The organism is Enterococcus timonensis (genome assembly GCF_900104595.1).
Classification (GTDB): Bacteria; Bacillota; Bacilli; order Lactobacillales; family Enterococcaceae; genus Enterococcus_J; species Enterococcus_J timonensis.
Window position 1 is genome coordinate 60,623 of the sequence record NZ_FNVY01000002.1, and the last position, 23,889, is coordinate 84,511.

Annotated in this window: 25 protein-coding genes; 20 read left to right on the top strand and 5 right to left on the bottom strand. The window is 38.2% G+C overall.

Going from position 1 to position 23,889, the window contains the following annotated elements; genetic code table 11:
• The first annotated feature begins 13 nt into the window (after positions 1 to 13).
• The 6 genes from BQ5341_RS00595 to rpsD all read left to right on the top strand — a co-directional run bounded on the left by BQ5341_RS00595 (position 14) and on the right by rpsD (position 4,432).
• Positions 14 to 1,111, top strand: coding sequence for an ABC transporter ATP-binding protein (locus BQ5341_RS00595; RefSeq protein WP_071130138.1), 1,098 nt, complete (start codon positions 14 to 16; stop codon positions 1,109 to 1,111).
• Positions 1,101 to 2,048 carry an ATP-binding cassette domain-containing protein gene (locus BQ5341_RS00600; protein WP_071130139.1) on the top strand — a complete coding sequence of 316 codons (948 nt, stop codon included), beginning with the start codon at positions 1,101 to 1,103 and terminating at the stop codon, positions 2,046 to 2,048. The genes BQ5341_RS00595 and BQ5341_RS00600 overlap by 11 nt, the downstream gene beginning before the upstream one ends.
• A gap of 24 nt (positions 2,049 to 2,072) precedes the next feature.
• Positions 2,073 to 2,309, top strand: coding sequence for a helix-turn-helix domain-containing protein (locus BQ5341_RS00605; protein WP_071130140.1), 237 nt, complete (start codon positions 2,073 to 2,075; stop codon positions 2,307 to 2,309).
• A 103-nt stretch (positions 2,310 to 2,412) separates the two neighbouring features.
• Positions 2,413 to 3,024 carry a chromate transporter gene (locus BQ5341_RS00610; RefSeq protein ID WP_407920122.1) on the top strand — a complete coding sequence of 204 codons (612 nt, stop codon included), beginning with the start codon at positions 2,413 to 2,415 and terminating at the stop codon, positions 3,022 to 3,024.
• A complete protein-coding gene (locus BQ5341_RS00615; protein WP_071130141.1) occupies positions 3,021 to 3,590 on the top strand; it encodes a chromate transporter in 570 nt (189 codons plus the stop codon). Before BQ5341_RS00610 ends, BQ5341_RS00615 begins: the two co-directional genes overlap by 4 nt.
• A 230-nt stretch (positions 3,591 to 3,820) precedes the next feature.
• A complete protein-coding gene (rpsD, locus tag BQ5341_RS00620; RefSeq protein ID WP_071130142.1) occupies positions 3,821 to 4,432 on the top strand; it encodes a 30S ribosomal protein S4 in 612 nt (203 codons plus the stop codon).
• Positions 4,433 to 4,510: 78 nt separating this feature from the next.
• Here rpsD and BQ5341_RS00625 read toward each other — a convergent pair whose 3' ends face one another.
• The gene (locus BQ5341_RS00625; RefSeq protein WP_158661716.1) at positions 4,511 to 4,801 is read right to left on the bottom strand and encodes a hypothetical protein; all 291 of its coding nucleotides are present in this window, start codon (positions 4,799 to 4,801) and stop codon (positions 4,511 to 4,513) included.
• A gap of 249 nt (positions 4,802 to 5,050) precedes the next feature.
• Between BQ5341_RS00625 and rpsO the strand changes: the two genes are divergently transcribed.
• The 5 genes from rpsO (at position 5,051) to BQ5341_RS10725 (ending at position 10,598) form a co-directional block, all read left to right on the top strand.
• Entirely contained in the window at positions 5,051 to 5,320 is a 270-nt protein-coding gene (rpsO, locus tag BQ5341_RS00630; protein ID WP_071130144.1) for a 30S ribosomal protein S15, read from the top strand.
• 168 nt (positions 5,321 to 5,488) lie between these two features.
• Entirely contained in the window at positions 5,489 to 7,597 is a 2,109-nt protein-coding gene (gene pnp, locus BQ5341_RS00635) for a polyribonucleotide nucleotidyltransferase (RefSeq protein WP_071130145.1), read from the top strand.
• A 154-nt stretch (positions 7,598 to 7,751) separates the two neighbouring features.
• Complete coding sequence (gene mreC / locus BQ5341_RS00640) at positions 7,752 to 8,612, top strand: rod shape-determining protein MreC (RefSeq protein WP_071130146.1); 861 nt, start codon at positions 7,752 to 7,754, stop codon at positions 8,610 to 8,612.
• Positions 8,609 to 9,121: a rod shape-determining protein MreD gene (gene mreD, locus BQ5341_RS00645; protein WP_071130147.1), complete on the top strand. Its 513-nt coding sequence runs from the start codon at positions 8,609 to 8,611 to the stop codon at positions 9,119 to 9,121. Before mreC ends, mreD begins: the two co-directional genes overlap by 4 nt.
• A gap of 211 nt (positions 9,122 to 9,332) precedes the next feature.
• Complete coding sequence (locus tag BQ5341_RS10725) at positions 9,333 to 10,598, top strand: C40 family peptidase (RefSeq protein ID WP_071130148.1); 1,266 nt, start codon at positions 9,333 to 9,335, stop codon at positions 10,596 to 10,598.
• Between the two features lie 131 nt (positions 10,599 to 10,729).
• Here the strand turns inward: BQ5341_RS10725 and BQ5341_RS00655 are convergent, their stop codons facing one another.
• Positions 10,730 to 11,320 carry an ATP-dependent Clp protease proteolytic subunit gene (locus tag BQ5341_RS00655; protein WP_071130149.1) on the bottom strand — a complete coding sequence of 197 codons (591 nt, stop codon included), beginning with the start codon at positions 11,318 to 11,320 and terminating at the stop codon, positions 10,730 to 10,732.
• A gap of 577 nt (positions 11,321 to 11,897) precedes the next feature.
• Between BQ5341_RS00655 and spxA the strand changes: the two genes are divergently transcribed.
• The 4 genes from spxA (at position 11,898) to BQ5341_RS00675 (ending at position 15,670) form a co-directional block, all read left to right on the top strand.
• Positions 11,898 to 12,296, top strand: coding sequence for a transcriptional regulator SpxA (spxA, locus tag BQ5341_RS00660; RefSeq protein WP_071130150.1), 399 nt, complete (start codon positions 11,898 to 11,900; stop codon positions 12,294 to 12,296).
• A gap of 180 nt (positions 12,297 to 12,476) precedes the next feature.
• The gene (locus BQ5341_RS00665) at positions 12,477 to 13,154 is read left to right on the top strand and encodes an adaptor protein MecA (RefSeq protein WP_071130151.1); all 678 of its coding nucleotides are present in this window, start codon (positions 12,477 to 12,479) and stop codon (positions 13,152 to 13,154) included.
• A 176-nt stretch (positions 13,155 to 13,330) separates the two neighbouring features.
• On the top strand, positions 13,331 to 13,885 hold the full coding sequence (locus tag BQ5341_RS00670; RefSeq protein WP_158661717.1) for a GNAT family N-acetyltransferase: 555 nt from the start codon (positions 13,331 to 13,333) through the stop codon (positions 13,883 to 13,885).
• 15 nt (positions 13,886 to 13,900) lie between these two features.
• On the top strand, positions 13,901 to 15,670 hold the full coding sequence (locus tag BQ5341_RS00675) for an ABC1 kinase family protein (protein WP_071130153.1): 1,770 nt from the start codon (positions 13,901 to 13,903) through the stop codon (positions 15,668 to 15,670).
• A 62-nt stretch (positions 15,671 to 15,732) separates the two neighbouring features.
• Here BQ5341_RS00675 and BQ5341_RS00680 read toward each other — a convergent pair whose 3' ends face one another.
• The 3 genes from BQ5341_RS00680 to brnQ are packed head-to-tail and all read right to left on the bottom strand — an operon-like array spanning position 15,733 to position 18,614.
• On the bottom strand, positions 15,733 to 16,938 hold the full coding sequence (locus BQ5341_RS00680) for a helix-turn-helix domain-containing protein (protein WP_083378544.1): 1,206 nt from the start codon (positions 16,936 to 16,938) through the stop codon (positions 15,733 to 15,735).
• On the bottom strand, positions 16,875 to 17,207 hold the full coding sequence (locus tag BQ5341_RS00685; RefSeq protein ID WP_071130155.1) for a helix-turn-helix transcriptional regulator: 333 nt from the start codon (positions 17,205 to 17,207) through the stop codon (positions 16,875 to 16,877). The genes BQ5341_RS00680 and BQ5341_RS00685 overlap by 64 nt, the downstream gene beginning before the upstream one ends.
• A 60-nt stretch (positions 17,208 to 17,267) precedes the next feature.
• Positions 17,268 to 18,614, bottom strand: a complete 1,347-nt coding sequence (brnQ, locus tag BQ5341_RS00690) for a branched-chain amino acid transport system II carrier protein (RefSeq protein ID WP_071130156.1) — start codon at positions 18,612 to 18,614, stop codon at positions 17,268 to 17,270.
• A gap of 221 nt (positions 18,615 to 18,835) precedes the next feature.
• Here brnQ and BQ5341_RS00695 point away from each other — a divergent pair, with 221 nt between their 5' ends.
• The 5 genes from BQ5341_RS00695 to BQ5341_RS00715 all read left to right on the top strand — a co-directional run bounded on the left by BQ5341_RS00695 (position 18,836) and on the right by BQ5341_RS00715 (position 23,883).
• On the top strand, positions 18,836 to 19,702 hold the full coding sequence (locus BQ5341_RS00695) for a helix-turn-helix transcriptional regulator (RefSeq protein WP_083378545.1): 867 nt from the start codon (positions 18,836 to 18,838) through the stop codon (positions 19,700 to 19,702).
• A 48-nt stretch (positions 19,703 to 19,750) separates the two neighbouring features.
• Entirely contained in the window at positions 19,751 to 20,158 is a 408-nt protein-coding gene (locus BQ5341_RS00700) for a DUF4809 family protein (protein ID WP_071130158.1), read from the top strand.
• Between the two features lie 189 nt (positions 20,159 to 20,347).
• A complete protein-coding gene (locus tag BQ5341_RS00705) occupies positions 20,348 to 21,205 on the top strand; it encodes a DUF3737 family protein (RefSeq protein WP_071130357.1) in 858 nt (285 codons plus the stop codon).
• Positions 21,192 to 22,367, top strand: coding sequence for a MalY/PatB family protein (locus BQ5341_RS00710; protein ID WP_407920123.1), 1,176 nt, complete (start codon positions 21,192 to 21,194; stop codon positions 22,365 to 22,367). Before BQ5341_RS00705 ends, BQ5341_RS00710 begins: the two co-directional genes overlap by 14 nt.
• Positions 22,368 to 22,569: 202 nt before the next feature.
• Positions 22,570 to 23,883, top strand: coding sequence for an NCS2 family permease (locus BQ5341_RS00715; RefSeq protein WP_071130160.1), 1,314 nt, complete (start codon positions 22,570 to 22,572; stop codon positions 23,881 to 23,883).
• Positions 23,884 to 23,889 lie beyond the last annotated feature (6 nt).

The following is a 23,889-nucleotide window of genomic DNA, read 5'->3' on the forward strand; positions in this document are numbered from 1 at the left end:
GAGGAGGAGTAAGATGACTGAAGAAGAAAACATTTTGACTGTTAAAAATCTTTCCGTCAGTTTTAAAGTACGGAACCGCACACTTAATGCGATTCGTAACGTCTCTTTAAACTTAAAAAAATCTGAAACCCTGGCTATCGTGGGGGAATCTGGTTCTGGAAAATCTGTTTTAACTCGTAGTTTTACTGGGATGCTTGAAGCAAACGGGGAAATGACGGAAGGAACAGTTGTTTATAACGGTCAAGTTTTAAGTGATTTGAAAAAAGATAAAGACTGGGAAGGGATTCGCGGAAAAGAAATTGCAACTATTTTCCAAGATCCAATGACTAGTTTAAATCCAATTAAAACTATCGGCTCGCAAATTGCTGAAGTCGTAGTGAAGCATCAAAAGAAAAGTAAAAAAGAAGCGAAAAAAATCGCTATTGATTTAATGGGTCGGACAGGAATTCCTAATCCAGACAAACGTTACAATGAATATCCTTTCCAATATTCTGGTGGGATGCGTCAACGGATTGTTATTGCTATTGCTTTAGCATGTCGGCCTAATATTTTAATTTGTGATGAACCAACAACGGCTTTAGATGTTACGATTCAAGCACAGATTTTAGATTTAATTAAAGAGTTACAAGAAGAATATAATTTCACGACAATTTTTATCACTCATGACCTTGGTGTGGTAGCGGCGATTGCTGATCGGGTAGCTGTAATGTATTCCGGTGAAATCGTCGAAACAGGAACAGTAGAAGAAATTTTCTACAATCCAAAACATCCTTATACTTGGGCTTTGTTGTCCTCGTTGCCACAATTAGGCGATAAAGGGGACGCGTTGTATTCGATTCCTGGTACGCCACCTTCTTTATATAAAGAAATTGTCGGCGATGCTTTTGCTCCGCGGAATCCTTTTGCGATGGAAATTGATTTTGAAAAAGCACCACCATTTTTCCAACTAAGCGATACGCATTTTGCTAAAACTTGGTTGATGGATCCAAGAGCTCCGGAAGCGAAAAAACCCGAAGCTATCACAAACTTGCACGAACATTTTACTCAATTGATGAAAGCTGATACGTTCCAAGTTTTCTCAGAAGAAGGAGGCGAAGCGGTTGGTAAATAAAAATGAAGTTTTACTTTCAATCAAAGATTTAGAAATTGCTTTTGGTGAAGGAAAAAACCGCTTTGTCGCCGTTCAAGATGTCAACTTTGATATTTACAAAGGAGAAACTTTTTCTCTTGTTGGTGAATCAGGTTCCGGTAAAACAACGATTGGCCGGGCCGTCGTGGGTTTAAATCCAACGAGCAAAGGCGATATTTATTTTGAAGGTAAGAAAATTAATGGTCGTTTAAGTTCGAAAGAACGGGCGGACGTGATTCGTAATATTCAAATGATTTTTCAAGATCCATCGGCTTCGTTAAATGAAAGGGCCACTGTCGAATACATTATTTCTGAAGGATTGTATAATTTTAATTTATTTAAAGACGAGAAAGACCGGCTGCAAAAAGTTGAAAAAATTATTGAAGCAGTTGGACTTTTGCCGGAACACTTGTATCGTTACCCCCACGAATTTTCCGGTGGACAACGACAACGGATCGGAATTGCTCGAGCATTAATTATGAGCCCAGAATTAGTTGTAGCGGATGAACCAATTTCTGCTTTAGACGTTTCCATTCGGGCGCAAGTATTAAACTTGTTGAAGAAATTCCAAAATGAGCAAGACTTAACTTATTTATTTGTTGCTCATGATTTATCTGTTGTTCGTTTTATTTCTGACCGGATTGCGGTTATTCGTGCCGGACGTATTTTAGAATTAGCTGAGACGGAAGAATTGTTCAAAAATCCGTTGCATCCTTATACCAAAGCTTTGTTATCTGCTGTGCCAATTCCTGATCCAAAACTTGCTAAACGGAAAATTTTGACTGTCTATGATCCAGAGATGCACGATTATTCCGTTGACAAACCTGTTTTTCAGGAAGTAAAACCTGGTCACTTCGTTTATGGGAACGAAAGTGAACACGCGCAGTACGTCAAAGATTTGCAGGCGACGGAAAAGTAATTTCGTCTGGATAGGAGTGATTTCATGAGTTTCAACCATTTGTCTTTGGAGGAACGCAAGATTATTGAACGGGCCTTACACGAAAATTGGTCTTTATATAAAATTGCTAAAAAATTAGGTCGTCATCGCTCAACAATTGGCCGCGAATTAAAACGCGCCGGCATTGAAGTGGAAAATGAAGACGGCAAACGTGTCTTGCGTTATCGAGCAAAACTCGCCGAGCAAGAAGCACAAAAAAGAAAATTATCAAGTCACATTTAAAAAGCTCACGAAAAAATCTTATGGGAGATTTTTTCGGAGCTTTTTTTATTTGGCTTGTAGAAGATTTTTTTTCGTTGTAAGGTAATAGAAAGGATGTGGTGAGTTGGAAGAAAATAAAAAATCAAAAAATATTGAGATGCCAAATGAGCCGACGAAAAATAAACATATTTTAATGCAGATTTTTATTTCTACATTGTATCTTAGTGCGTTTACTTTTGGTGGCGGCTACGTCATTGTGACTTTAATGAAGAAAAAATTTGTTGACGATTTTCATTGGATTGACGAAACGGAAATGTTAGATTTAATTGCTATTGCTCAATCGTCGCCAGGAGCTATTGCCGTTAACGGCGCCATTGTCGTAGGTTATAAATTAGCTAGAATTCCTGGCGTTTTAGTGGCTGTTTTAGGAACAGTGTTGCCGCCATTTGTAATTATTTCTGTGCTGTCATTTTTTTATGAAGCTTTTAAAGAAAATATTTGGGTCAATTTAATGTTAACGGGCATGCAAGCAGGTGTCGGTGCTGTGATTGCCGCGGTAGTTTATGATATGAGTCGCAGTGTTTTTTCTGAGAAAAAAGTTAGTCTAGTAGCAATTATGATTGCCGCTTTTGTTGCTAATTATATTTTTAATGTCAATGTGATTTATATTGTGCTGATTTGTATTGGTCTGGGACTATTACAAGCGCTTTGGCAAAGGGGGCGCAGCGCGGCATGATTTATTGGAAATTATTTGTGAGTTTTTTAAAGATTGGTGCCTTTAGTTTTGGTGGCGGCTATGCAGCGCTGCCCTTAATTCAAGCCGAAGTTGTGGATGGTCATCATTGGTTAACGATGGCCAGTTTTACTGATCTGATTACGATTTCTCAAATGACCCCGGGACCGATTGCGATTAATACGGCGACGTTTGTCGGAACTACTACCGGTGGAATCTTAGGAGCAGTGGTGGCGACAATCGGGGCAATTTTACCGTCTTGTATCATTGTCACAGTTCTAGCGTGGTTATATTTAAAATTCCGCAATATGAGTGTTTTACAAAAAGTTTTACAAACTTTGCGTCCGGCAGTCGTAGCCATGATCGCTACGGCGGGTGTCTCGATTATTCTTAGTGCTTTTTTTGCTGAAAAAGTTGTGGCGCTAAAAAATTTAAATTTACCCATGGTAGTTATTTTTATATTATGCGTTGTGCTACTGACAAAATTTAAAGCCAATCCGATTTTTGTAATGGTTCTTTCCGGCGTTTTAAATGTGGCCGTCTACTTAATGACAACTTTCGTTTTTTAAAGGGCAGCTTGACTTGAGACGGGGTGTTTGGTACAATGATAGCTGTGTAAAATACGCAGCAAGAAAGTTAGTTTGTCGTCAACAGTGAAGCGCCTATATGGTTTATCATTTTTTAGAAGGTTCAATTGTGTAACCACGGCTGCTACGGTGAAGATTGAAGGCTTGACTGCACGATGTCGAAATTTTCATTCGCTTATTTTACTCCAAAAAATTTTATTGGAGGAAAACTCATGTCACGTTATACTGGACCAGCTTGGAAACAATCTCGTCGTCTCGGAATCTCTTTATCAGAAACCGGAAAAGAAATCGCTCGTCGTCCCTTTGCTCCTGGTCAACACGGACCAAACTCTCGGAATAAAAAATCCGAATACGGCTTGCAATTAACTGAAAAACAAAAATTACGTCATATGTATGGTTTGAACGAACGTCAATTCCGTAACTTGTTCGTTAAAGCTAGCAAAATTAAAGAAGGAAAACATGGTGTTAACTTCATGGTGTTATTGGAACGCCGTTTAGATAACGTTGTTTACCGTCTAGGTCTTGCTACAACTCGTCGTCAAGCACGTCAATTAGTAAACCATGGTCATATTACTGTCGATGGCAAACGCGTTGATATTCCTAGCTTCATGGTTGAAGTTGGTCAAGTGATCTCCGTTCGCGAAAAATCACAAAGCCTTTCAATCATTAAAGAAGCAGTGGAAGCAACTGTTGGCCGCTTAGCATTCTTAAGCTTTGATGATGAAAAATTAGCTGGTAGCTTAACTCGCTTACCAGAACGCGAAGAATTATCTCAAGATATTGATGAAGCCTTCGTTGTTGAATTCTACAACAAATTAATGTAATTTATTTACGAAAAAGCAAAACCTTACTCGTTGAGGTTTTGCTTTTTTTGTTTAATAAATTATATAGTTTACAAGTTTTTAATTTGCACTCGCGCTATTAGTATGGGAAGAAGTTTGTTCAGAAGTTGATTCATTGTTTGATGTGAAGGAATATGAATTCTGTTCCATTTTTAGAATTTCATCGTCAGTTAACGAGGATTCATTCGCAAGATTTTCAGCTGAAAATGCGTGCGATTCTTCTTGCCAGTAATGGATCTTTCCGGCACTGTCTTCAACAGCTATCACAATGACTGGCTTGTCAGTCAGTTCTACATTTTGTGGCATCAATAGCAAATTATTGGCATGTTCTGTTAGGTATAATGATTTCACTGTAAAATCTGTATCTGAAATAGAAAAGTTAGTCCCAATCCAGTTATAACTTATATATAGGAAGAAACTGTTGGCTGTAAAGTTTTAAAGTAAGAAATCACTTCTAAATCCAATATAGCAAAACTTGCAATTTCTTGGAATTTCCTGTAAAGTCTACATGTATGAAGAATCATGCACCTGTTACCGGGTTTAGCGAATCACCAGCGTTTTACTCCGTTTCAGGCAAGAAAGAAAAAGAGGTGAAATAACATGGCAGTTTCAAAAGAAAAGAAAAATGAAATCATGAGCGAATACGCTCGTCATGAAGGAGATACTGGTTCTCCTGAAGTGCAAGTTGCAGTATTAACTTATGAAATCAATCATTTGAACGAACATTTCCAAATCCACAAAAAAGATCATCATTCACAACGTGGCTTGATGAAAAAAGTTGGTCATCGTCGGAATTTACTCGCTTATTTGCGTAAAACTGACGTCCAACGTTATCGTGAATTAATTCAACGTTTAGGTTTACGTCGTTAATTTACTAAGGAGAAAGTGAGGTTCTGTATAGAATCTCGCTTTCTTCATATTTTTTTGAATAAAATTTGGGCCGCTACTATGCAAAGAAGAGAAAAGTTATTTAATGAAGGAAAATATTTTTTTGTTCTTTGTTTAGTAGAAAATATGGCCAAATAAAAGGAGCTTATTATGTCAGAAAAACAAGTTTTTAAAACAACATGGGGTGGCCGCGACTTGCAAGTAGAAGTTGGACAACTTGCCAAACAAGCCAACGGAGCAGTTTTAGTTCGTTACGGCGACACCGTCATTTTATCGGCAGTTGTAGCTTCAAAAGAAGCCCGCGACGGCGACTTTTTCCCATTAACAATTAATTATGAAGAAAAAATGTACGCAGCTGGAAAAATTCCGGGTGGATTTATTAAACGGGAAGGTCGTCCAAGTATGGAAGCGACATTGACAGCCCGCATGATTGACCGTCCAATTCGTCCAATGTTTGCTGATGGTTTCCGTAATGAAGTTCAAGTTACCAATATTGTGATGAGCGTTGAACAAGATTGTTCCCCGTCCATGTCAGCGATGTTTGGTTCTTCTCTTTCGATTTCAATTTCTGATATTCCATTTAACGGACCAATTGCAGGTGTTGAAGTAGGTCGGGTCAATGGCGAATTTGTTTTAAATCCAACCATTGAACAAAGAGAACTTTCTGATATTCAAGTCACTGTAGCTGGAACAAAAGATGCGATTAACATGGTGGAATCTGGCGCCAAAGAAGCTTCTGAAGAAGATATGTTAAATGCACTTTTATTCGGTCATGCGGCAATTAAAGAATTAATTGCTTTTCAAGAAGAAATTGTTAAAGCTGTCGGCAAAGAAAAAATGGAAATTTCTCTTTTGCAAATTTCTGCTGATTTAAAAGAAGAAGTTTATGCAGCTTACTATGATACGATGAAAACTGCTGTTTTAACTGAAGAAAAATTAGCCCGCGAAGATAATATTGACGCTGTGAAACATCAACTAAAAGGTGATTACGCTGAAAAAACAGCAGATCAAGAAAATGCAAGTCAAGTCTTAAAAGAAATTAATCAGTTAGCTGATGATTTGGAAAAAGATGTTGTTCGCGAATTAATTACGATTGATAAAATTCGCCCAGACGGCCGGAAAGTCGATGAAATTCGTCCGTTAGCTTCTGAAGTTGGCTTGTTGCCTCGCGTCCATGGTTCTGGTTTATTTACTCGTGGTCAAACACAAGCTTTATCCGCTTGTACTTTAGCACCACTTGGCGAACATCAAATTATTGATGGCTTGGGTACGGAAGATTTCAAACGATTTATTCATCATTATAATTTCCCACAATTTTCTGTAGGATCTACTGGTCGCGCTGGATCTCCTGGTCGTCGTGAAATTGGTCACGGTGCATTAGGCGAACGGGCTTTATTCCAAGTTATTCCAAGTGAAGAAGAATTCCCTTATACGATTCGTTTAGTAGCTGAAGTTTTAGAATCTAATGGTTCTAGTTCTCAAGCAAGTATTTGTGCCGGGACTTTAGCATTAATGGATGCTGGTGTGCCTATCAAAGCGCCTGTTGCTGGGATTGCTATGGGACTTGTTTCCGATGGCGAAAATTATACAATTTTAACAGATATCCAAGGTCTGGAAGATCATTTAGGCGACATGGACTTTAAAGTTGCTGGAACTCGTCAAGGAATCACTGCTTTACAAATGGATATTAAAATCGACGGCATCACTGAACAAATTTTAAGAGAAGCTTTAGCTCAAGCGAAAAAAGCGCGGATGGAAATTCTTGATCAATTGGAATCGACAATTAGTGCACCAAGAGCTGAACTTTCACCATATGCACCAAAAATCGAAATGATTCAAATTAAACCTGAAAAAATTAAAGCCGTCATTGGTAAAGGTGGAGACACCATCAACGGCATTATTGCTGAAACAGGTGTTAAAATCGATATCGATCAAGATGGTAAAGTAAGTATTGCTTCTAGTGATGCAGCAATGATTCAAAAAGCGATTGATTTAATTGAAGAATTAACTAAAGATGTTGAAGTCGGTCAAGTTTACATGGGTAAAGTGGTCCGCCTAGAAAAATTCGGCGCCTTCGTTAACTTGATTAAAGGCAAAGATGGTCTCTTGCATATTTCTCAAATCGCTAAAGAACGAGTGAATAATGTAGAAGATGTCTTGAAACTTGGTCAAGAAATTGAAGTGAAAGTAACTGAAATCGACAAACAAGGTCGCGTGAATTTGTCCCACAAAATTTTGCTGACTAACGACAATAAATAAAAATTATTTTGCTAACCAAAGTTTCGTACTTTGGTTAGTTTTTTTTTTGAAAATCATCAGTTTAAATTTCACTTAAAGGAGCAAAGCAGACTATAAAAAGGCAAAGATTCATGGTAGAATAACAAGGACTGAATCTGAATAAGGGGCTTTTTTCGTGAAAAAATTTAATCCGAGCAAAAAATTAATTATTACCTTGATTGTGGCCATTATTGTGGTAGCTGTTGTTTCTTTGACGGCGATGCAACGAGGAAAGAACAAACAAAATAATCTCGTCCAGTCGGTCATCAACGATACGACGGGTTTCTTCGATCGCGCTTTAACCGCACCAGTGTCTTGGATTGAAAATGGGGTCAGTGCTGTGTCGGATTTATTTGTAACCTATGATGAAAATAAAAGTCTGAAAGCGCGCATTGATGCTTACGATAATATTGCGGTGCAAAATAAAAACCAAGAAAAAGAAATTACCGAGTTGAAACAACAATTAGAACTCGATGCCACGTTAACAAGTTTTGAAACAATTAACGGGAATGTGATTTCTCGTTCGCCAGATAGTTGGCAAGATATTTTAATTATTGATAAAGGATCGATGGACGGCTTAGAAACCAATATGCCGGTGATGGCGCAAAAAGGATTAATTGGTCGTGTAATTGAGGTTAATACAGCGTCGGCCAAAGTGGAACTTTTAACTTCAGAAAACCAAAATTCCAATCATTTTCCTGTCAAAGTAAGTTCCGAGGGTGGCGAATCATTTGGCTTATTGTCCATGTATGATTCAGCCGAGCAATCGTTAGTTGTCACACAATTAACGGGCAGCGCGGAAATTAAAGCTGGCGACTTGGTGCAAACTTCAGGTCTCGGTGGAAATTCACCAGCCAACTTAGTCATCGGTACAGTAGCTAAAGTGAAAAATAATAGTTTTGGTTTGGATCGCCAAATTTACATTACACCTTATGCTCAAATGTATGATATTAATGTCGTTACCGTGGTGAAACGTCTAGTAGGTGACGGTCAATGATACAAAAAGGAAATTTGAAATATTACGCGCCCTTCATTTTTTTCTTGTTTATGTTATTAGACGCGCAAATTACTCGGGCACTAGAAGTTGTTAGTCAAGATACTGTCTTTTGGCACGCGCATTTATTAATGTTGGCCTTAGTGTTAGCGACGTTGAAACTTTCCAGACGCTACATGGTAATCAGCTCAATTGTGATTGGCTTAGTGATGGACAGTTATTATATTGGCATCATCGGAATTTATGCGCTAGGGTTGCCACTGCTAGTTCTGCTAGCTTACCAAATTTTTCAATATGTCGAACCGAATTTATTTGTTTTATTGCTGACAGTCATTATTTTGGTGACTTTTTTAGAAGTGGCGTTACTAGTCATTCAAATGATTTTCTCACTAGCAGCGATTGTGCCTGCCGTTTTTATTACCCGGACGCTTGGCCCAACCATTTTATTAAATGTCGCCATTTTTCTTATTTTAATTATCCCTTTAAAAAAATTATTCGGCTTTAAAAAATAGTTGCCTCAAGCGAGAATTTATGCTTAGCGGCAACTATTTTTTTATTTTTTTTAGGGAGAATGCAAGCCTTTTAAAAAAAATTGCGATTGAAACATTTTTGTAATATAGCGTATATCTCTTCGACACATTGCTATGCTACAATCAATTTGTTAGTTAAGAAAGATTAAAGAATAAAAAAATAAAAATGACCAGAAAAGTCGGAGGAATGAACTTGAAAAAGAAGTTTTTGACAGCTGTATTAGTTAGCGCCATAACGTTGAGTTCCCTAGCATTGCCAGTATTAGTGGCTGCTGACGATTTAGACAACGTGATCAATCAACAAACGCAAGAAATTATTGAGAGCCAAAAAAATATTGATAATTTAAATGCCCAACAAGCAGCAGCTGAAGATAAAATTGCTAAATTGGAAGCAGAAATTGCTGACATTCAAGCTGATGCACAAGAATTGCAAGCACAACAAGATAAATTAAATACAGAAATTGCTGAACTTGATGTCCAAATTTCTGATTTAACATCTCGGATTGCTAAACGAAATGAAGCACTTGAAGAACAAGCTCGTAACGTTCAAGTTTCTGGTCAAGAAACATCTGTACTGAATGCTATTTTAGAAGCTGAATCATTCTCTGATGCTATTTCACGGATCCAAAGTGTTAACACGATGGTTCAAGCGAATAACGATATGATGAAACAACAAGAAAAAGATAAAGAAGATGTTGTTTCCAAACAAGATGCTACGAAAGCTAAATCTGAAGAAGTAATGCAAGCACAAGTTGAATTGGAACAAAAATTAGTACCATTAAGCGCTAGCCAATTAGAACTTGATGTTTTAAAAGCTGATTTAGAATTACAAAAAGCAACTGAACAAGGAAATATTGAACAAGCTCAAACGAAAAAAGCTGAAGCAGAAGCTGAAAAAGAACGTCAAGAAGCTGCTGCTGCTGCGGCCGAAGCTGCTCGTGTTGCCGCTGAAGCTGAAGCTGCTCGTCAAGCTGCCGCAGATGCTGCTGCCGCTGCTGCCAACAATACTCCTGCTCCTTCTAACAATGGTGGTTCATCTTCAAATGGTGGATCTTCAAACGGTGGATCAAATGCCGTTGAAGTACCTAACACCGTTACTCCTCCAGTTTCTAATGCTGGTGGGATTGTCGGAACAGCACAACAATTTCTCGGCGTACAATATGTCTGGGGCGGAACAACACCAAGTGGTTTTGATTGCTCTGGTTTAGTACAATATGTTTATAATTTAAATGGCATTTCTTTACCACGTGTAACAACACAACAAGAATATGCTGGTACAATGATTCCAATTAGCCAAGCTCAAGCTGGCGACCTTTACTTCTGGGGCGCACGTGGCAGCACGCATCACGTAGCTATTGCTACTGGCGGCGGCGGATATATCCACGCTCCTAAACCTGGTGATGTTGTTAAAACTAGCAATGTTTCTTGGTACACACCAGACTTTGCGGTTCGTCTATAATTTAAAAATGAAAATGAAAATAAAAATGAAAAACCTGCCAACGCTGGCAGGTTTTTTTATTGTAAAAAAATAAAAGAAGGAAACAAAACTGTTTTTTGTTTCCTTCGCTTAAGTATTCCTTTTCGCTAACTTTATTTAATTTTTAATTCTTTTGAACTGGAGATGACTTTATGAACGATGCCGTAATCTTTAGCTTCATCAACAGACATCCAAAAATTCCGATCAGTATCACGAGCTACTTTTTCATACGATTGGCCAGTAGCATCAGCAATTAAACGGTTGACCCGCTCGCGCATTTTGATAATTTCTTTGGCTTCGATTTGAATCTCGGTGCTTTGACCTTGGACACCGCCAGATGGTTGATGAATCATGTAGCGCGTATTAGGTAGGGAGAAACGATGCGTTTTTTTAGCTGCAAGATAAATCGTAATCCCAGCACTTGCTACCCAACCAGTCCCAATCACATAGACATCAGGTTTCACAAATTGAATCATATCATGAATCGTGTCGCCAGATTCGACGTGGCCTCCTTGGCTATTAATAAATAATTTTATCGGATCATCAGACAATGACGCTAAAAGTAAAAGTTGACTTGAGACATCTTTAGCAACGTCTTGATTAATTTCACCAAATAATACAATCGTGCGATTGTCGATCATTTTTTGTGTTAAGAGATTTTGATTTTCTTTTGGTTGTTCTTTTGTTTCGGTTTCTTCAGACATTTAATCCCATCCTTTCATCTTACTCTGTACATTTTATCCTTTTGGTCAGGATTCGTCAAAGATTATGAAAAAAGAAAGGAAAAAAATGGTTTGGTTTTAAAAATTTCGTAATCGTCATAAAAATTTCGCGGGAAAATTTTATTCTTTAAGAAAGAGTAAAACTAAAAATGAAAAAAATATGAGAATTGATACACATCTTAATTACTGATTTTTAGTAAGAAAACGTTTGTTTGGTTTATTGGCTAAGAAATGCTCCTACAACCACAAGGACTTGGCCAAAAAAGTTTCTTATGAGAATCTCAGTTAAATAAGAAAATAATTGTAAACTAAAACAGATTTTTCCACTGTATGATAAATTAAAAATATAAAAAATGAATGAACTGAAACGGATAATTTTTGAATTTTTTGTGAAGAAAAGCGCAGATAAAGGGTTTTGTTTTACGGAAGCGGTTAATGGATTTTGAAAAATATTTAAAAAAGTATGGTAAATTTTGTAAAAGTTCGATATAATATAAACAGACAGAGAGATTTACTCAACTGTTCTAATCGCGTTAAATCGCAAAAAGGAGTGACGCCTGTGTTAACCTTATATACTTCCCCAAGTTGTACGTCTTGTCGGAAAGCGCGCGCATGGCTACAAGAACATGAAATTCCCTTCGAAGAACGGAACATCTTTTCAGAACCGCTTTCTTTAACTGAACTCAAAACGATTTTGAAAATGACTGAGGATGGAACGGAAGAAATTATTTCCACAAGATCTAAAGTTTTTCAAAAACTAAACATGGACTTAGACGACTTGCCTTTGAGAAGTTTGCTAGAATTAGTCCAAGAGAATCCTGGATTATTGCGTCGACCAATTATGATTGACGAAAAACGACTCCAAGTAGGTTTTAATGAAGATGAAATTCGTCGCTTCTTGCCAAGAGAAGTTCGACAATTAGAGTTGCGCCATGCTCAAATGATGGCCGGTCTCTAAAAAGCACATGAATTAAATGACATAAAAAATCGTTTCAGCAAAATTGATTTTGCTGAGGCGATTTTTTTACACTTCCTTAAAACTTTCTGAGTTTTAGTAGGTTTATCTTTACAATTCTTGCTTTTAGCTGGAAAATAAATTATAGTAGTACCATTCGAAAACGAATTGAGGTGCCTGAAGATGGATATGGAACGCTTAAATGAAAATACAATTCGAGTCATGATTAGAAACGAAGATTTAGAAGCGCGAGGAATTACTCTAAGAGATCTAATGAAGAATCAACAAGACACAGAAAACTTTTTTTATAGCATTTTAGAAGAAGTCGACCAAGAGGCACAATTTGAAGATTCCGATTCGGTGACCTTTCAAGTATTGCCTAACCGCAATGGCTTAGAAGTCTTGATTAGTAAAGATTTGGATTTGCCAGATGATTTTCCGTTTATGAATGTGGAACCGGCCAAAGATTTTGATGCGGCTGATTTTCAAAGTTTCCTACAAGATAAAATGGGGGACATGACGGATTTTGATGATGATCAAGAGGACGACCTGCTTTTTTCAAATGTTGATCAAGCGGCCAATATTTTTAAATTAAATTCTTTTGAAGAAATGATTTCGCTAGCTCAAAATGTTGAGTTGGAACATGGATTAACGAACTTGTATTTGTTGGAAGATATTTATTACTTAGAATTAGTCGATACCCCAGATGACGCCTCAGACTTTGAACGCAAAGTCGACCGGGCATTACTATTGGAGTACGCCCACGAAACAGATGTCACGGGCGCTTATTTACACGAACATGGCACTTGTGTCATGGAGCGGTCTGCCATCGAGCTGACACGTTATTACTTTCATGAATAATTAAATGAACTGCAACTTAAGGAAAGTCTTAAGTTGCAGTTTTTTGTAGGTGGACGCTTTTTGTCACGACTTTCACGGTGTATCTAAGCTAGCACTTAGGAAAAAAGAAAAAATGCCTTCTGACTGTTGCATAGTCATACACCGTTTTCCTATTTTTCTACGGAATGAAACGCTTTTTGTCACGACCTTTTTCTTTTTCTTGGTATAATGGGCAAAAGGGTGTGATTATTTTGTTAGAGCAATTGCAAGTGGAAGATTTTAAACGGGTGCTGGAAATTTTTGATAGTGCGAAATTGAAACTAAAAAATGACGGCGTAGATCAGTGGCAAACTGGTTATCCTAATATAGAAAATTTGTGGGCAGATGTAAAAAGTGGTGTCGGTTATGTTTGGCAAGAAGAGGGTCTTATTTTAGGTTACGGGGCGTTGATTTTCGGACAAGAGCCCAGTTATCAGCAAATAAAAGGAGCTTGGCAGACGAAAGAGACGCCGTATGCGACGATTCATCGCTTCTGCATCATCACCGGAGTAGCGCCTTTGACAAGTGATACTTTTTTACAGGCGTTAAGTGACCTTGCCAGACAGAACCAGGCGCAAAGTGTGCGGATCGATACTCATGATCAAAATATTCGGATGCAGCATTTATTAGAACGTTCGCACTTTCAATCGTGCGGGGAAATTATTTTACATGATACCGGTGAGGCGCGCTTGGCGTTTGAAAAATTGATTTAAAATGAGGTGGCAAATTTGTCGGAAGAAAAAAATGAAGTAAAAAAAACAGCGGAGAATTTGGCTGAAGATGCCCAAACTTTTGCTGTGGATGCTGACGACAAACAGGCACAAGCTTTAGCCGAAAAAATTTTATCCGAAGAAAATGAAAGCAGTGAAGAACGCCCAAATGATGCGCCAAAAAACGAGGGTAAACACCAAATAGTCGCCATTGGCAAAAAAGCGCGGCTCAAACAAATTATTAAAGTCTTGTATCGTTATCAAGTGGTCCCTAATTTTTTGCGAAAAGAACATCCAGAGAAAATTCGCCAAGCACTTGAAGAGTTGGGGGTAACTTTTATTAAACTCGGGCAACTTTTGTCGGTGCGCCCGGAAATTATTTTCCCCGCGTTACTGACGGAACTAGATATGTTGCAAGATAGCGTGCCGGCAGATGATATTGCCACGGTGGAAAAAATAATTGTTCAAGAAACTGGCGTTGCCGTCGACGTTTCTTTTAAAACTTTTGAAAAAGTGCCGCTCGCTTCTGCTTCCATTGGGCAAACGCATTTGGCAACTTTGCCTGACGGAACGACGGTGGCGGTGAAAGTTCAGCATGCGTCAGTGGAACAAACGGTTCATTTAGATTTGGAGTTGGTGGGGCGCCTGTTGCCGTATTTGGAATGGGTGGCGCCGGTGGATGTGGTAAATGTCCAGGCAGTCTTTGCCGAGGTGAAAAAAAGTTTATTAGAAGAAATTGATTATCGAAAAGAGGCGGCGTTTGGCCAGCGATTTTACCAATTGAATCATAGTGCGACTGTTAAATCACCGAAATTTTATCCCGAACTTTCCACCGCGCGCTTACTAGTGATGGAGGCGATGATTGGCACCAGTTTGAAAGTTTTTTTGGCAGATAGCCAGGCTAAGTCGGAGACGAAAAAAAAATTAGGGAAAATTTTAGTTGAAAATTACGTCAAGCAAGTTTTTGTAGACGGATTTTTTCATGCAGATCCCCATCCAGGAAATATTTTCATTCAGGAAAATCCGCCTCAAATTCAATTTATCGACTTTGGTATGATGGGCACTATTTCCAAAAGTTTGATGCAAAAGTTAGCCAATACCGTCGTTAGTTTGTATTTAAAAGACACTAAAGAAGTTGGCCGCAATCTGTTGACGCTTTGTAAACAAATCGGACCGACTGATGAAGGGCAATTTTTTCGGGAGTTAGATCCATTTTTGCAGGCTTATTATACGTTGCCGATTGAAGATATCGATTTTCAATCGTTGGCTGTCGAAATTGTCAGCTTATGTCAAAAAAATTATTTGCAAATGGACCCGGCCATCACGATGTTAGCTAAGGCGATGACCCTCTTAGAAGGCGTGGTGGGGCAAATGGATCCCAGTCTTTCTTTGTTGGAAGTGGCGATGCCCATTGCTAAACAACAATTGTGGGATCATCTTTCCGTGACACAACTAGTGAAAAATTTTGGTTGGGATTTTTTAAAAGCTTTTAAAGCCGCCCCGAAATTACTTCCGGAAACTATTAATGCCTTAGAAACTTATAATCACGGGCAAGGGCATCACAGCTTTGAGTGGAAAAATCAAAATCAATTTTTTATTCAGTTGAAAAAAATTAGCGATAGTTTTCGGTTAGGCATTTTTTTAAGTGCTCTTTTAGTGGCCGGAGCGATTTTACTAGCTTCTGGCTTTAAATCATTAGGTTATATTAGTTATATTGGCGCGCTCGTTTTAATGACGGGAGATTATTTGCAAAAAAAAATCCGCCAATTTTTAAGTCGGAAGAAATAAGGATTAGTTTCAAAAAAAAGACGGAACCAAAAAGAAGAATTCTTCTTTTTGGTTCCGTCTTTTTAGGCATTTTTTTCGGCATATAGTTGGCGCAAATATTGATATAAAGACATCAAACGGGCATATTCAAAGTCCAAGTCCCAATAATAAAAAGCTAATCGGGGATTATCTTTTTTTAAACGGGTGGAAGAGCTAATAATCAGATCAAAACCCTCCGCTGCACCAGAAAAATAATCGTAAGTGACAAAATTCAAACTTGTTAAAAAAGTTTCTAGCTGCTGAGTGAACAGATGATTGTGCTCAATAGCTAAAGCAACTTTTAATTTGTGGCGCTCTTGTTGATGCAATAGTGCGGGATGGACAATTTTTTTATAAAGGAGTGCCATTTCATCAATGCCTTTAGCAAAAGGGAGAAAAGGAGATTCGTTTACTTGAGTTTCTAAAAAAGTATTAGTGGCGGCAATAAAAGCTGGGGCAAAAACTTCGCCATTACTTTCTGCTGAAAAGCTGAGCATATTAGGGAAACGACCGTCAAAAACGTAAAAAGCAAAAGTGACTTGCAATAAATTAGCTAAAATCACTTTCCGGGAATTTTCTGGTAGCGAAGTTTCTAAAAATTCATCCTCACAAAAACGCAAAAATTTTTCGGCAAATTCAGCCACCGGATTATCCCGGCGGAAAAATTGTTCCAGTGTAGGATCTAAAAGTGGATCATCTGTTTTAGAAAAATAGGGCGCAAAAAGAGACAAAAAATAAAGATAGCTACTCTCGCCTTTAGAATGGGGGCCAACTTGAGGATCATTGGCCAAAATATTTAAATCATAGCGGGGATTATTGGCGAAAATAAAATCATAGCGATAATGATAAGAACAAAAATGACCGTGCTGGGCCCGAGCGTAAGAAACCGCCAAAAAATATTCCAGTTCTTGTTGACCAATGGTAGTCGACTGCAAAGGAAAATAGGACGAAAAATATTTATCGTAGTCGGCCAAATCTTCTTTCGGAAAAGAAAAAGGCCAAACCGTGCCACGAGTGCCTAACCATAAGACATAAAAATACAAGAGACGCACTTGATTCTCGTTACCGGTAATGGTCACCATCTGATAATTTATTTTCACATGATAACTTTGCAAAAAATGATTCAACGGTTTTAATTTCCGGGTTAACGTCGAGCGGCTGACAAAATAATCATCACAAAATTCATCTAAAGAGCGATCGTCAACATTAAGAGCATATTGTAAAAAAAAAACGGCAACGATTCTTTTAATAAATGATAACGATAAACATCAATGGATAAAGATAAAAGTCGCGAGTCAACGCCGTGATTTTTAATCAAAATTGCCGGATGCTCCGGCTCTATTTCAATAATTTCGCGATTTAATTCTCGCAAATGATGATAAACTTGTTGGTAAGTTAAATTCATTTTCTGACCGATGTCGTCAATGGAATAATGAGCAGGCGTTAAGGTCGTTAGTAGTCGAAAAATATTAAAACGCACTTGTTGGGAGCTATCAAACATTAATTGTTCAAAAATCATCCCGCACCTCCATAAATATACTTTCCCTCATTATAACGGAAATGGTAGGCAAAGTCATTGTTATAACGTTATTTTTTCCGGATAATAGCGGCGTAGGAATAAGGCGATGAAAAATCCTAAAAGGGCGACAGGAAGCCAGGAAAGTCCGAGGGAAAAAAGTGGTAAATGTTGGGCGAAGGCTAATAAAAAGCGCACCGGTTGGAAATTTTTGGCAGCAGGTGGTAAGGCATTGAGTCCTTCAAAAATGGCGGCTAAAAAAGTCGCGATCGTCGTAAGTTGATAAACAATTTTAGCATGATGAAATAATTGACTCGTTAAGACAAGTAAAATTAAAGTGATGGCGAGCGGATAAACAAATTGGAGGACTGGCACGGCGGCATTAATAATTTGAGTGAGGCCGACATTAGCAAAAATCGCTGGTAAAATGGTGACAACGACTAACCATTTTTTAAATGAAATTTTAGGATACATTTCAGAAAAAGTTTCGGAAAAGGCGGTGAGTAAACCAATCGCCGTTTTAAAACAGGCGAGAATGACTAGAAGAGCTAAAATAATTTTGCCGAAGCTACCAAAATAATAATCAGCAATTTGCGTCAGGGCGATGCCGCCATTTTCAGAAGGGGCGAATTGCCCGAGACTCATAGTGCCCATCAGCGAAAGACAAGTATAAATAATTCCCATCACCACCAGAGCCACAAGCCCGGATTTAATAGTCGCTTTCGTGAGGCTGCTCGTTTTTTTGACGCCCATTTGCTGCAAACTAGTGACAATAATAATACCAAAAGCCAAACTAGCCAAAGCATCCAACGTGTTATAGCCTTCTTTAAGCCCGGTGATCAGGGCGTTACTAGTGTAAGGCGGAATCGGAGCGGCAGAAAAATCTCCTAACGGACGTAAAAAAGCGATAAGAATTAAACTAAATAATAAAATTAAAAAAATCGGATTAAGAAATTTTCCAACATAATCTAAAATCTTGGCCGGTCGAACAGCTAAAAGAGCGGCGACTAAGAAAAAAATAAGCGAAAAAAATAGTAAAGCAGTACTAGTCATAGCGCTTGGCAAAAAAGGTTTTAAGGCAATTTCAAAAGAAGTGGAAGCAAGGCGGGGCAAAGCAAAGAAAGGACCAATGACTAAATAAAGAATAGTTGTAAAAAAAAGTCCGTATTTAACAGAAACGCGCTGGGAAACTTCTAAAATTCCTTTTTGACCAGAAACGCTAATGGCTAAGATGCCTAAAAAAGGAAGACCGATACCAGTAATTAAAAATCCGAGATTTGCCCACCAAACTTGGGATCCAGCATTTTGACCAAGATTTAAGGGGAAAATTAAATTCCCAGCTCCAAAAAATAATCCAAAGAGCAGTGAACCGACAAATGCATAATCTTTTAACGCTAATTTTTTTTCCATAAACACTCCTTCAAGTCATAGCTAAGCTAAATTATTGCTGAAAAATTTATTATTTCCAGCAAGAGCTTAGAGGTTGATGTTGTAATTTTTTGTTATTTTAAGTGTAGCGCGAATTTTTCTAAAGCACAATTTAAAATGAAGACAAAGGAGCGTTGTCGTAATTTATACATTTTTTTAATAGAAATTATGTTAAAATGTATGTAGATGAAAAAAAGGAATGAATGAAGATGGATATCGCTAAATTTGTGGCTGCCCGAAAAGCTTTAGGACTGTCGCAACAAGAACTCGCTAAAGGAATTTGTACGCAAGCGACGATTAGTCGTTTTGAAAAAAATGGGCAAGTGCCTTCAGTTAAAATTTTAACAAAATTATGCCAAAAAGTCGGCCTCGGCTTAGAAGAATTATTTCCCCAAGTCGCCGGTTCCGGTTCAGCGGTAGAAAAAAAGATGGAAGAAATTGAATTTTCCTTAATCATCACTCAATACCACGAAGCGTACCAAAACTTATTGACTATTGATTTTGGTAATTTAACCGAAGAACAGCAGCTGCGCTTTTTGTATTTGCGGGGCTTTTTAACTTTATTTTTAGGGATGGAGCCGACTGATGCGCTTTTTGATTTTAATCAAATTCTTGTCAGCACTAAAGCTTCGGAAAATAATTTGTTCACTATGTTAAGTTACACGGGATCAGGTTTGGTTTTTGTGGCGCTTGGCGATGTGGATAAGGCGGAATTTTATTTTGAAAAAGTTTTTGCTGAAATCCAAAGTTTTTCTCCTCAAAATAATCTCGATTTGTGGCGGGCACTAACGGTGTTATTTTTCAGTGGGAAATTTTACGCCGATCAAAAAGCTATTAGCCCAAGTAATGCTCTTTTGCGCCATGGACTCAGCATTTGTCGGAGTCATCATGTGACATATTATGTGGCGCGGATTTTTTTGCAGCTAGCTTTAAATGCGATTACTGAAGGGGAAAGTTTGGAAAAAATTCGCGAATATTTGCAAGATGCCCAAAGTTTTTCCAAATTTAATAATAATTTAGTCGAATTGGAAATTTTAGCCGAATTACAAGAAAAATATCATTTTTGCTAAGTAGCGCGTTAGTTACTGGCGTGTTAAAATAAGGGCGAGGTGTAAACAATGGAAAAAATTAAAATTTCAACCCAGTTCTTTTTAGTCGAAGGCGGCTGTAACGCTTGTGGCATGATTAATTGCGCTACTTACACATTGCATTTTGAAGATGGGAAAGAAGCGATGACTGATCAACTTGATCCTGTGCATTTGAGCCAAAGTATCGCTATTAAAGACGGCTGGCGCGAACATGTTGAGTCGGTGGGAATCGGCGAAGATGCGTTTTTTTTGAAAAAGGAAAAAAATGCTGTAGAAATTAGTGAAGATAGCTTTAAAACAACTTTTAAAAAATTTGACGGCACGCGTTTAGCGATTGCTAAAAAGGAATGCGAACTTGCTGAAGTGATGGATCAAACCAATACTTTATTGGTGGACTTTTTTGAGTTGCCAGCTTATGAATTTGAACTGATGGACTAAACTAAATAATAAAACGTGGTGACCATATGTCGCCACGTTTTTTTGCCAGTTGGCTTTATTTTTTATGCTTAATAAGCATAGATTTCTGATTGAATGGGCATTTGAACTTAAGGTAAGTCCGGAGTAGAATGAAAAGATAACAAAAGCCAAACGATAGAAGGTTAATACATGCAAGAAATCAGGCAACACATTCAAGAAATCAACCAAGAAGTGCTAACTGGTGAACGGGCGCTTTTTAAAATACACGATGCAAAAATTTTCGATTCCGTATTTCAAGACGGTGAGTCGCCTTTAAAAGAAAGTCGCAATCTCACGCTAGAAAATGATATTTTTCGCTGGAAATATCCTTTATGGTATAGCGAAAATATTACCGGAGAAAATCTCACTATGACAGAAACCGCTCGCTCAGGAATTTGGTATACTAAAAATATTACGATTAAAAATTCTTTATTGCAGGCACCCAAAATTTTCCGGCGGGCTGAAAAAATTCATTTGGAAAATGTCCAACTGACTAACGCCCAAGAAACCTTGTGGAATTGTTCAGAGATTACTTTAAATCACGTGACAGCGGTGGGTGATTATTTTGGCATGAATAGTAAAAAAATAAAAATTGCTGATTTCAATCTTTCTGGAAATTATGCTTTTGACGGCGCAAGGGATCTGGAAATTAAAAATGCCCATCTCAACACCAAGGACGCTTTTTGGAATTGTCAGCGCGTGGTAGTTCGCGATTCAATTATTGTGGGGGAATATCTCGGCTGGAATTCAGAAGATATTACTTTTATCAATTGTACGATTGAGAGCAATCAAGGATTATGCTATATGAAAAATGTCACCCTCATTAATTGTCAGCTGCTCCATACGGATTTGGCATTTGAGTATTCCACCGTCGATGCGCAAATTACCACCGAAATTCTTAGCGTAAAAAATCCGATTAGTGGGACCATTTCAGCGCAAGGCATTGGCGAAATTATTTTTGATGATCCAACGATTGAAAAAAATGCGACAAAAATCATTTGTCAGGAGGAAATATCTGATGTCATTTAATTTCGATGAAAAAATTGATCGCCGTAAGACCCATTCAGTAAAATGGTCCGGTGGGGAAAATGAATTACCTATGTGGGTAGCGGATATGGATTTTGCCGTAGCGCCGGCAATTCAAAACGTACTAGAAAAAAGAGTCAGCCAACGCATTTTTGGCTATAATATTATTCCGGAAACTTGGAACGAAAGCTATGTTAATTGGTGGGAGACACGCCATAATTTGCCGCTTCAAAAAGAATGGATTTTATTTTGTGCCGGCGTAATTCCAGCGATTTCTTCTGTCGTTCGGAAAATGACGATGCCGGGCGACAATGTGGTAGTCTTAACGCCAGTCTATAATATTTTTTACAATTCGATTGTCAACAATCAGCGCCACGTCCTCGCCAGTCCCTTAACTTATCAAGAAGAAAATTATACAATTGATTTTGCGGATTTGGCAGAAAAATTAGCTCGACCCGAAACGACTTTGATGATTTTTTGTAATCCCCACAATCCCATCGGACATATTTGGGATAGCGCCACGCTTAAAAAAGTTGGCGACTTGTGTCTGAAAAACCATGTCTTACTCCTGAGTGATGAAATTCATTGCGACTTAGCTCATCTTGGCAAAAGTTATACGCCAATGCTTTCTGTTAGTGAAGAAATTGCCCAAAATACGATTATGTGCGTTTCACCAACGAAAACATTTAATTTGGCTGGGTTGCAAACGTCGGCGATTATTATTCCTAATGAAAAAATTCGCGCCCGGGTCAATCGGGGAATTAATACCGATGAAGTGGCTGAGCCAAATAGTTTTGCCATTCAAGCGGCGATGGCGGCTTTTAACGAAGGGGGACCTTGGTTAGACGAGCTGACGGTCTATTTAGAAAACAATAAAAATCTACTGAAAAAAACTTTGACCGAAAAAATTCCAGAAATTAAAATCATCCCCGCCGATGCGACTTATTTAGCTTGGTTAGATTGCTCGGCAATAACGAGTCATACGGAAAAATTATGTGCAATCTTACTAGAAAAAACCGGGTTGCGATTGGCGGCAGGTTCTGTTTATGAAGGTAACGGCGCCAAATTTATTCGGTGGAACTACGCTTGTCCGCAATCTGATTTAAAAGATGGCTTGGATCGCTTTATCACTGGCGTAAAAATTTTTAAAGATCAACTAGCCTAAGTTTTTTTTGAAAAAAATCACTATATCGGCGATGAATGTTCCATATTTTATTGTAAAAAAATTTCCCGCAACAAAAATTATCGCCAAAATCCGAACATTAAAGTAGACCTGAGTCATTTCAAGTCTACTTTTTATTTACAGAAAATTTTTTCTAAGGTATCCTTAAACGCGGCAAAAAAATTGATTTTTGGAGGAATTTTTTTTGAAAGAGAAATTATTAACTTATTTTGAAGTAAAAAAATTAAATACCACCGTCCGACGAGAAGTGTTGGCAGGTTTTACGACTTTTATTTCCATGGCTTATATTTTATTTGTTAATCCTTCTGTGCTGGGCGCTTCAGGCATGGATACCGGCGCAGTATTTACAGCGACGGCTTTGGCTTCAGCTATTGGCTGTATTTTGATGGGCATCTTGGCGCGCCTGCCGATCGCCACCGCTCCTGCGCTAGGAATTAATGCCTTTTTTTCTTATTCCGTTTGTATCGGGATGGGCGTTTCTTGGCAGACGGCCTTAGCTGCGGTTTTTGTCGCTTCATTGATTTTTATTTTAATTACCGTTTTTAAATTACGAGAAATGATTATCGATGCCATCCCCCGCGACTTAAAATTTGCCATTTCGGGTGGGATTGGTTTATTTATTGCCTTTTTAGGACTTAGTGAAGGCGGGCTGATTGTTAATAATGATTCAACTCTTGTGGGTCTCGGTTCTTTCACGCAAAATAATACTTGGTTAACCGTTTTTGGTTTGTTAATTACAGCAATTTTAGTCGTGCGCCGAGTACCAGGTGGCATTTTTGTCGGCATGTTAGCAACGACCACGTTAGGTATTTTGACTGGCGTTATTGCGCTCCCTAGTGCAATTGTTTCTTCGGTTCCTAGTTTGGCACCCACTTTTATGGTGGCGGTCAATCATGTGAAAGATATTAATTCTTTACAAATGTGGGTCGTCGTTCTGACCTTTTTACTAGTAACTTTTTTTGACACCGCCGGCACGTTAGTCGGTCTCGGTAATCAAGCAGGCTTAATGAAAGATAATAAAATGCCTCGTGTTGGAAAAGCTTTGGCTGCTGATTCAACGGCGATGTTAGCAGGTTCCCTTTTAGGAACTTCACCGGTAGGCGCTTATGTGGAATCTTCAGCCGGAATTGCTGTTGGTGGACGTTCAGGAATTACCGCCATAACTACTGGATTATTTTTTGTTTTAAGTTTATTTTTCTCTCCATTATTATCAGTCGTCACTTCGCAAGTTACAGCACCTGCTTTAATTATCGTCGGTGTCTTAATGGCTCAATCTCTTAAAGAAATTAAATGGAATCAACTAGAAATTGCCATTCCGTCATTTTTAATTTTAATCGGCATGCCGCTCACCTATAGTATTTCAGATGGTATTGCCCTCGGATTTATTTTTTATCCAGTGACCATGCTAGCGGCCAAACGCGGTAGGGAAGTTTCACCAATTATGTACATTTTATTTTTTGTTTTTATCGGTTTTATGTGGATCTTAAATGTCAAATAAAAAAAC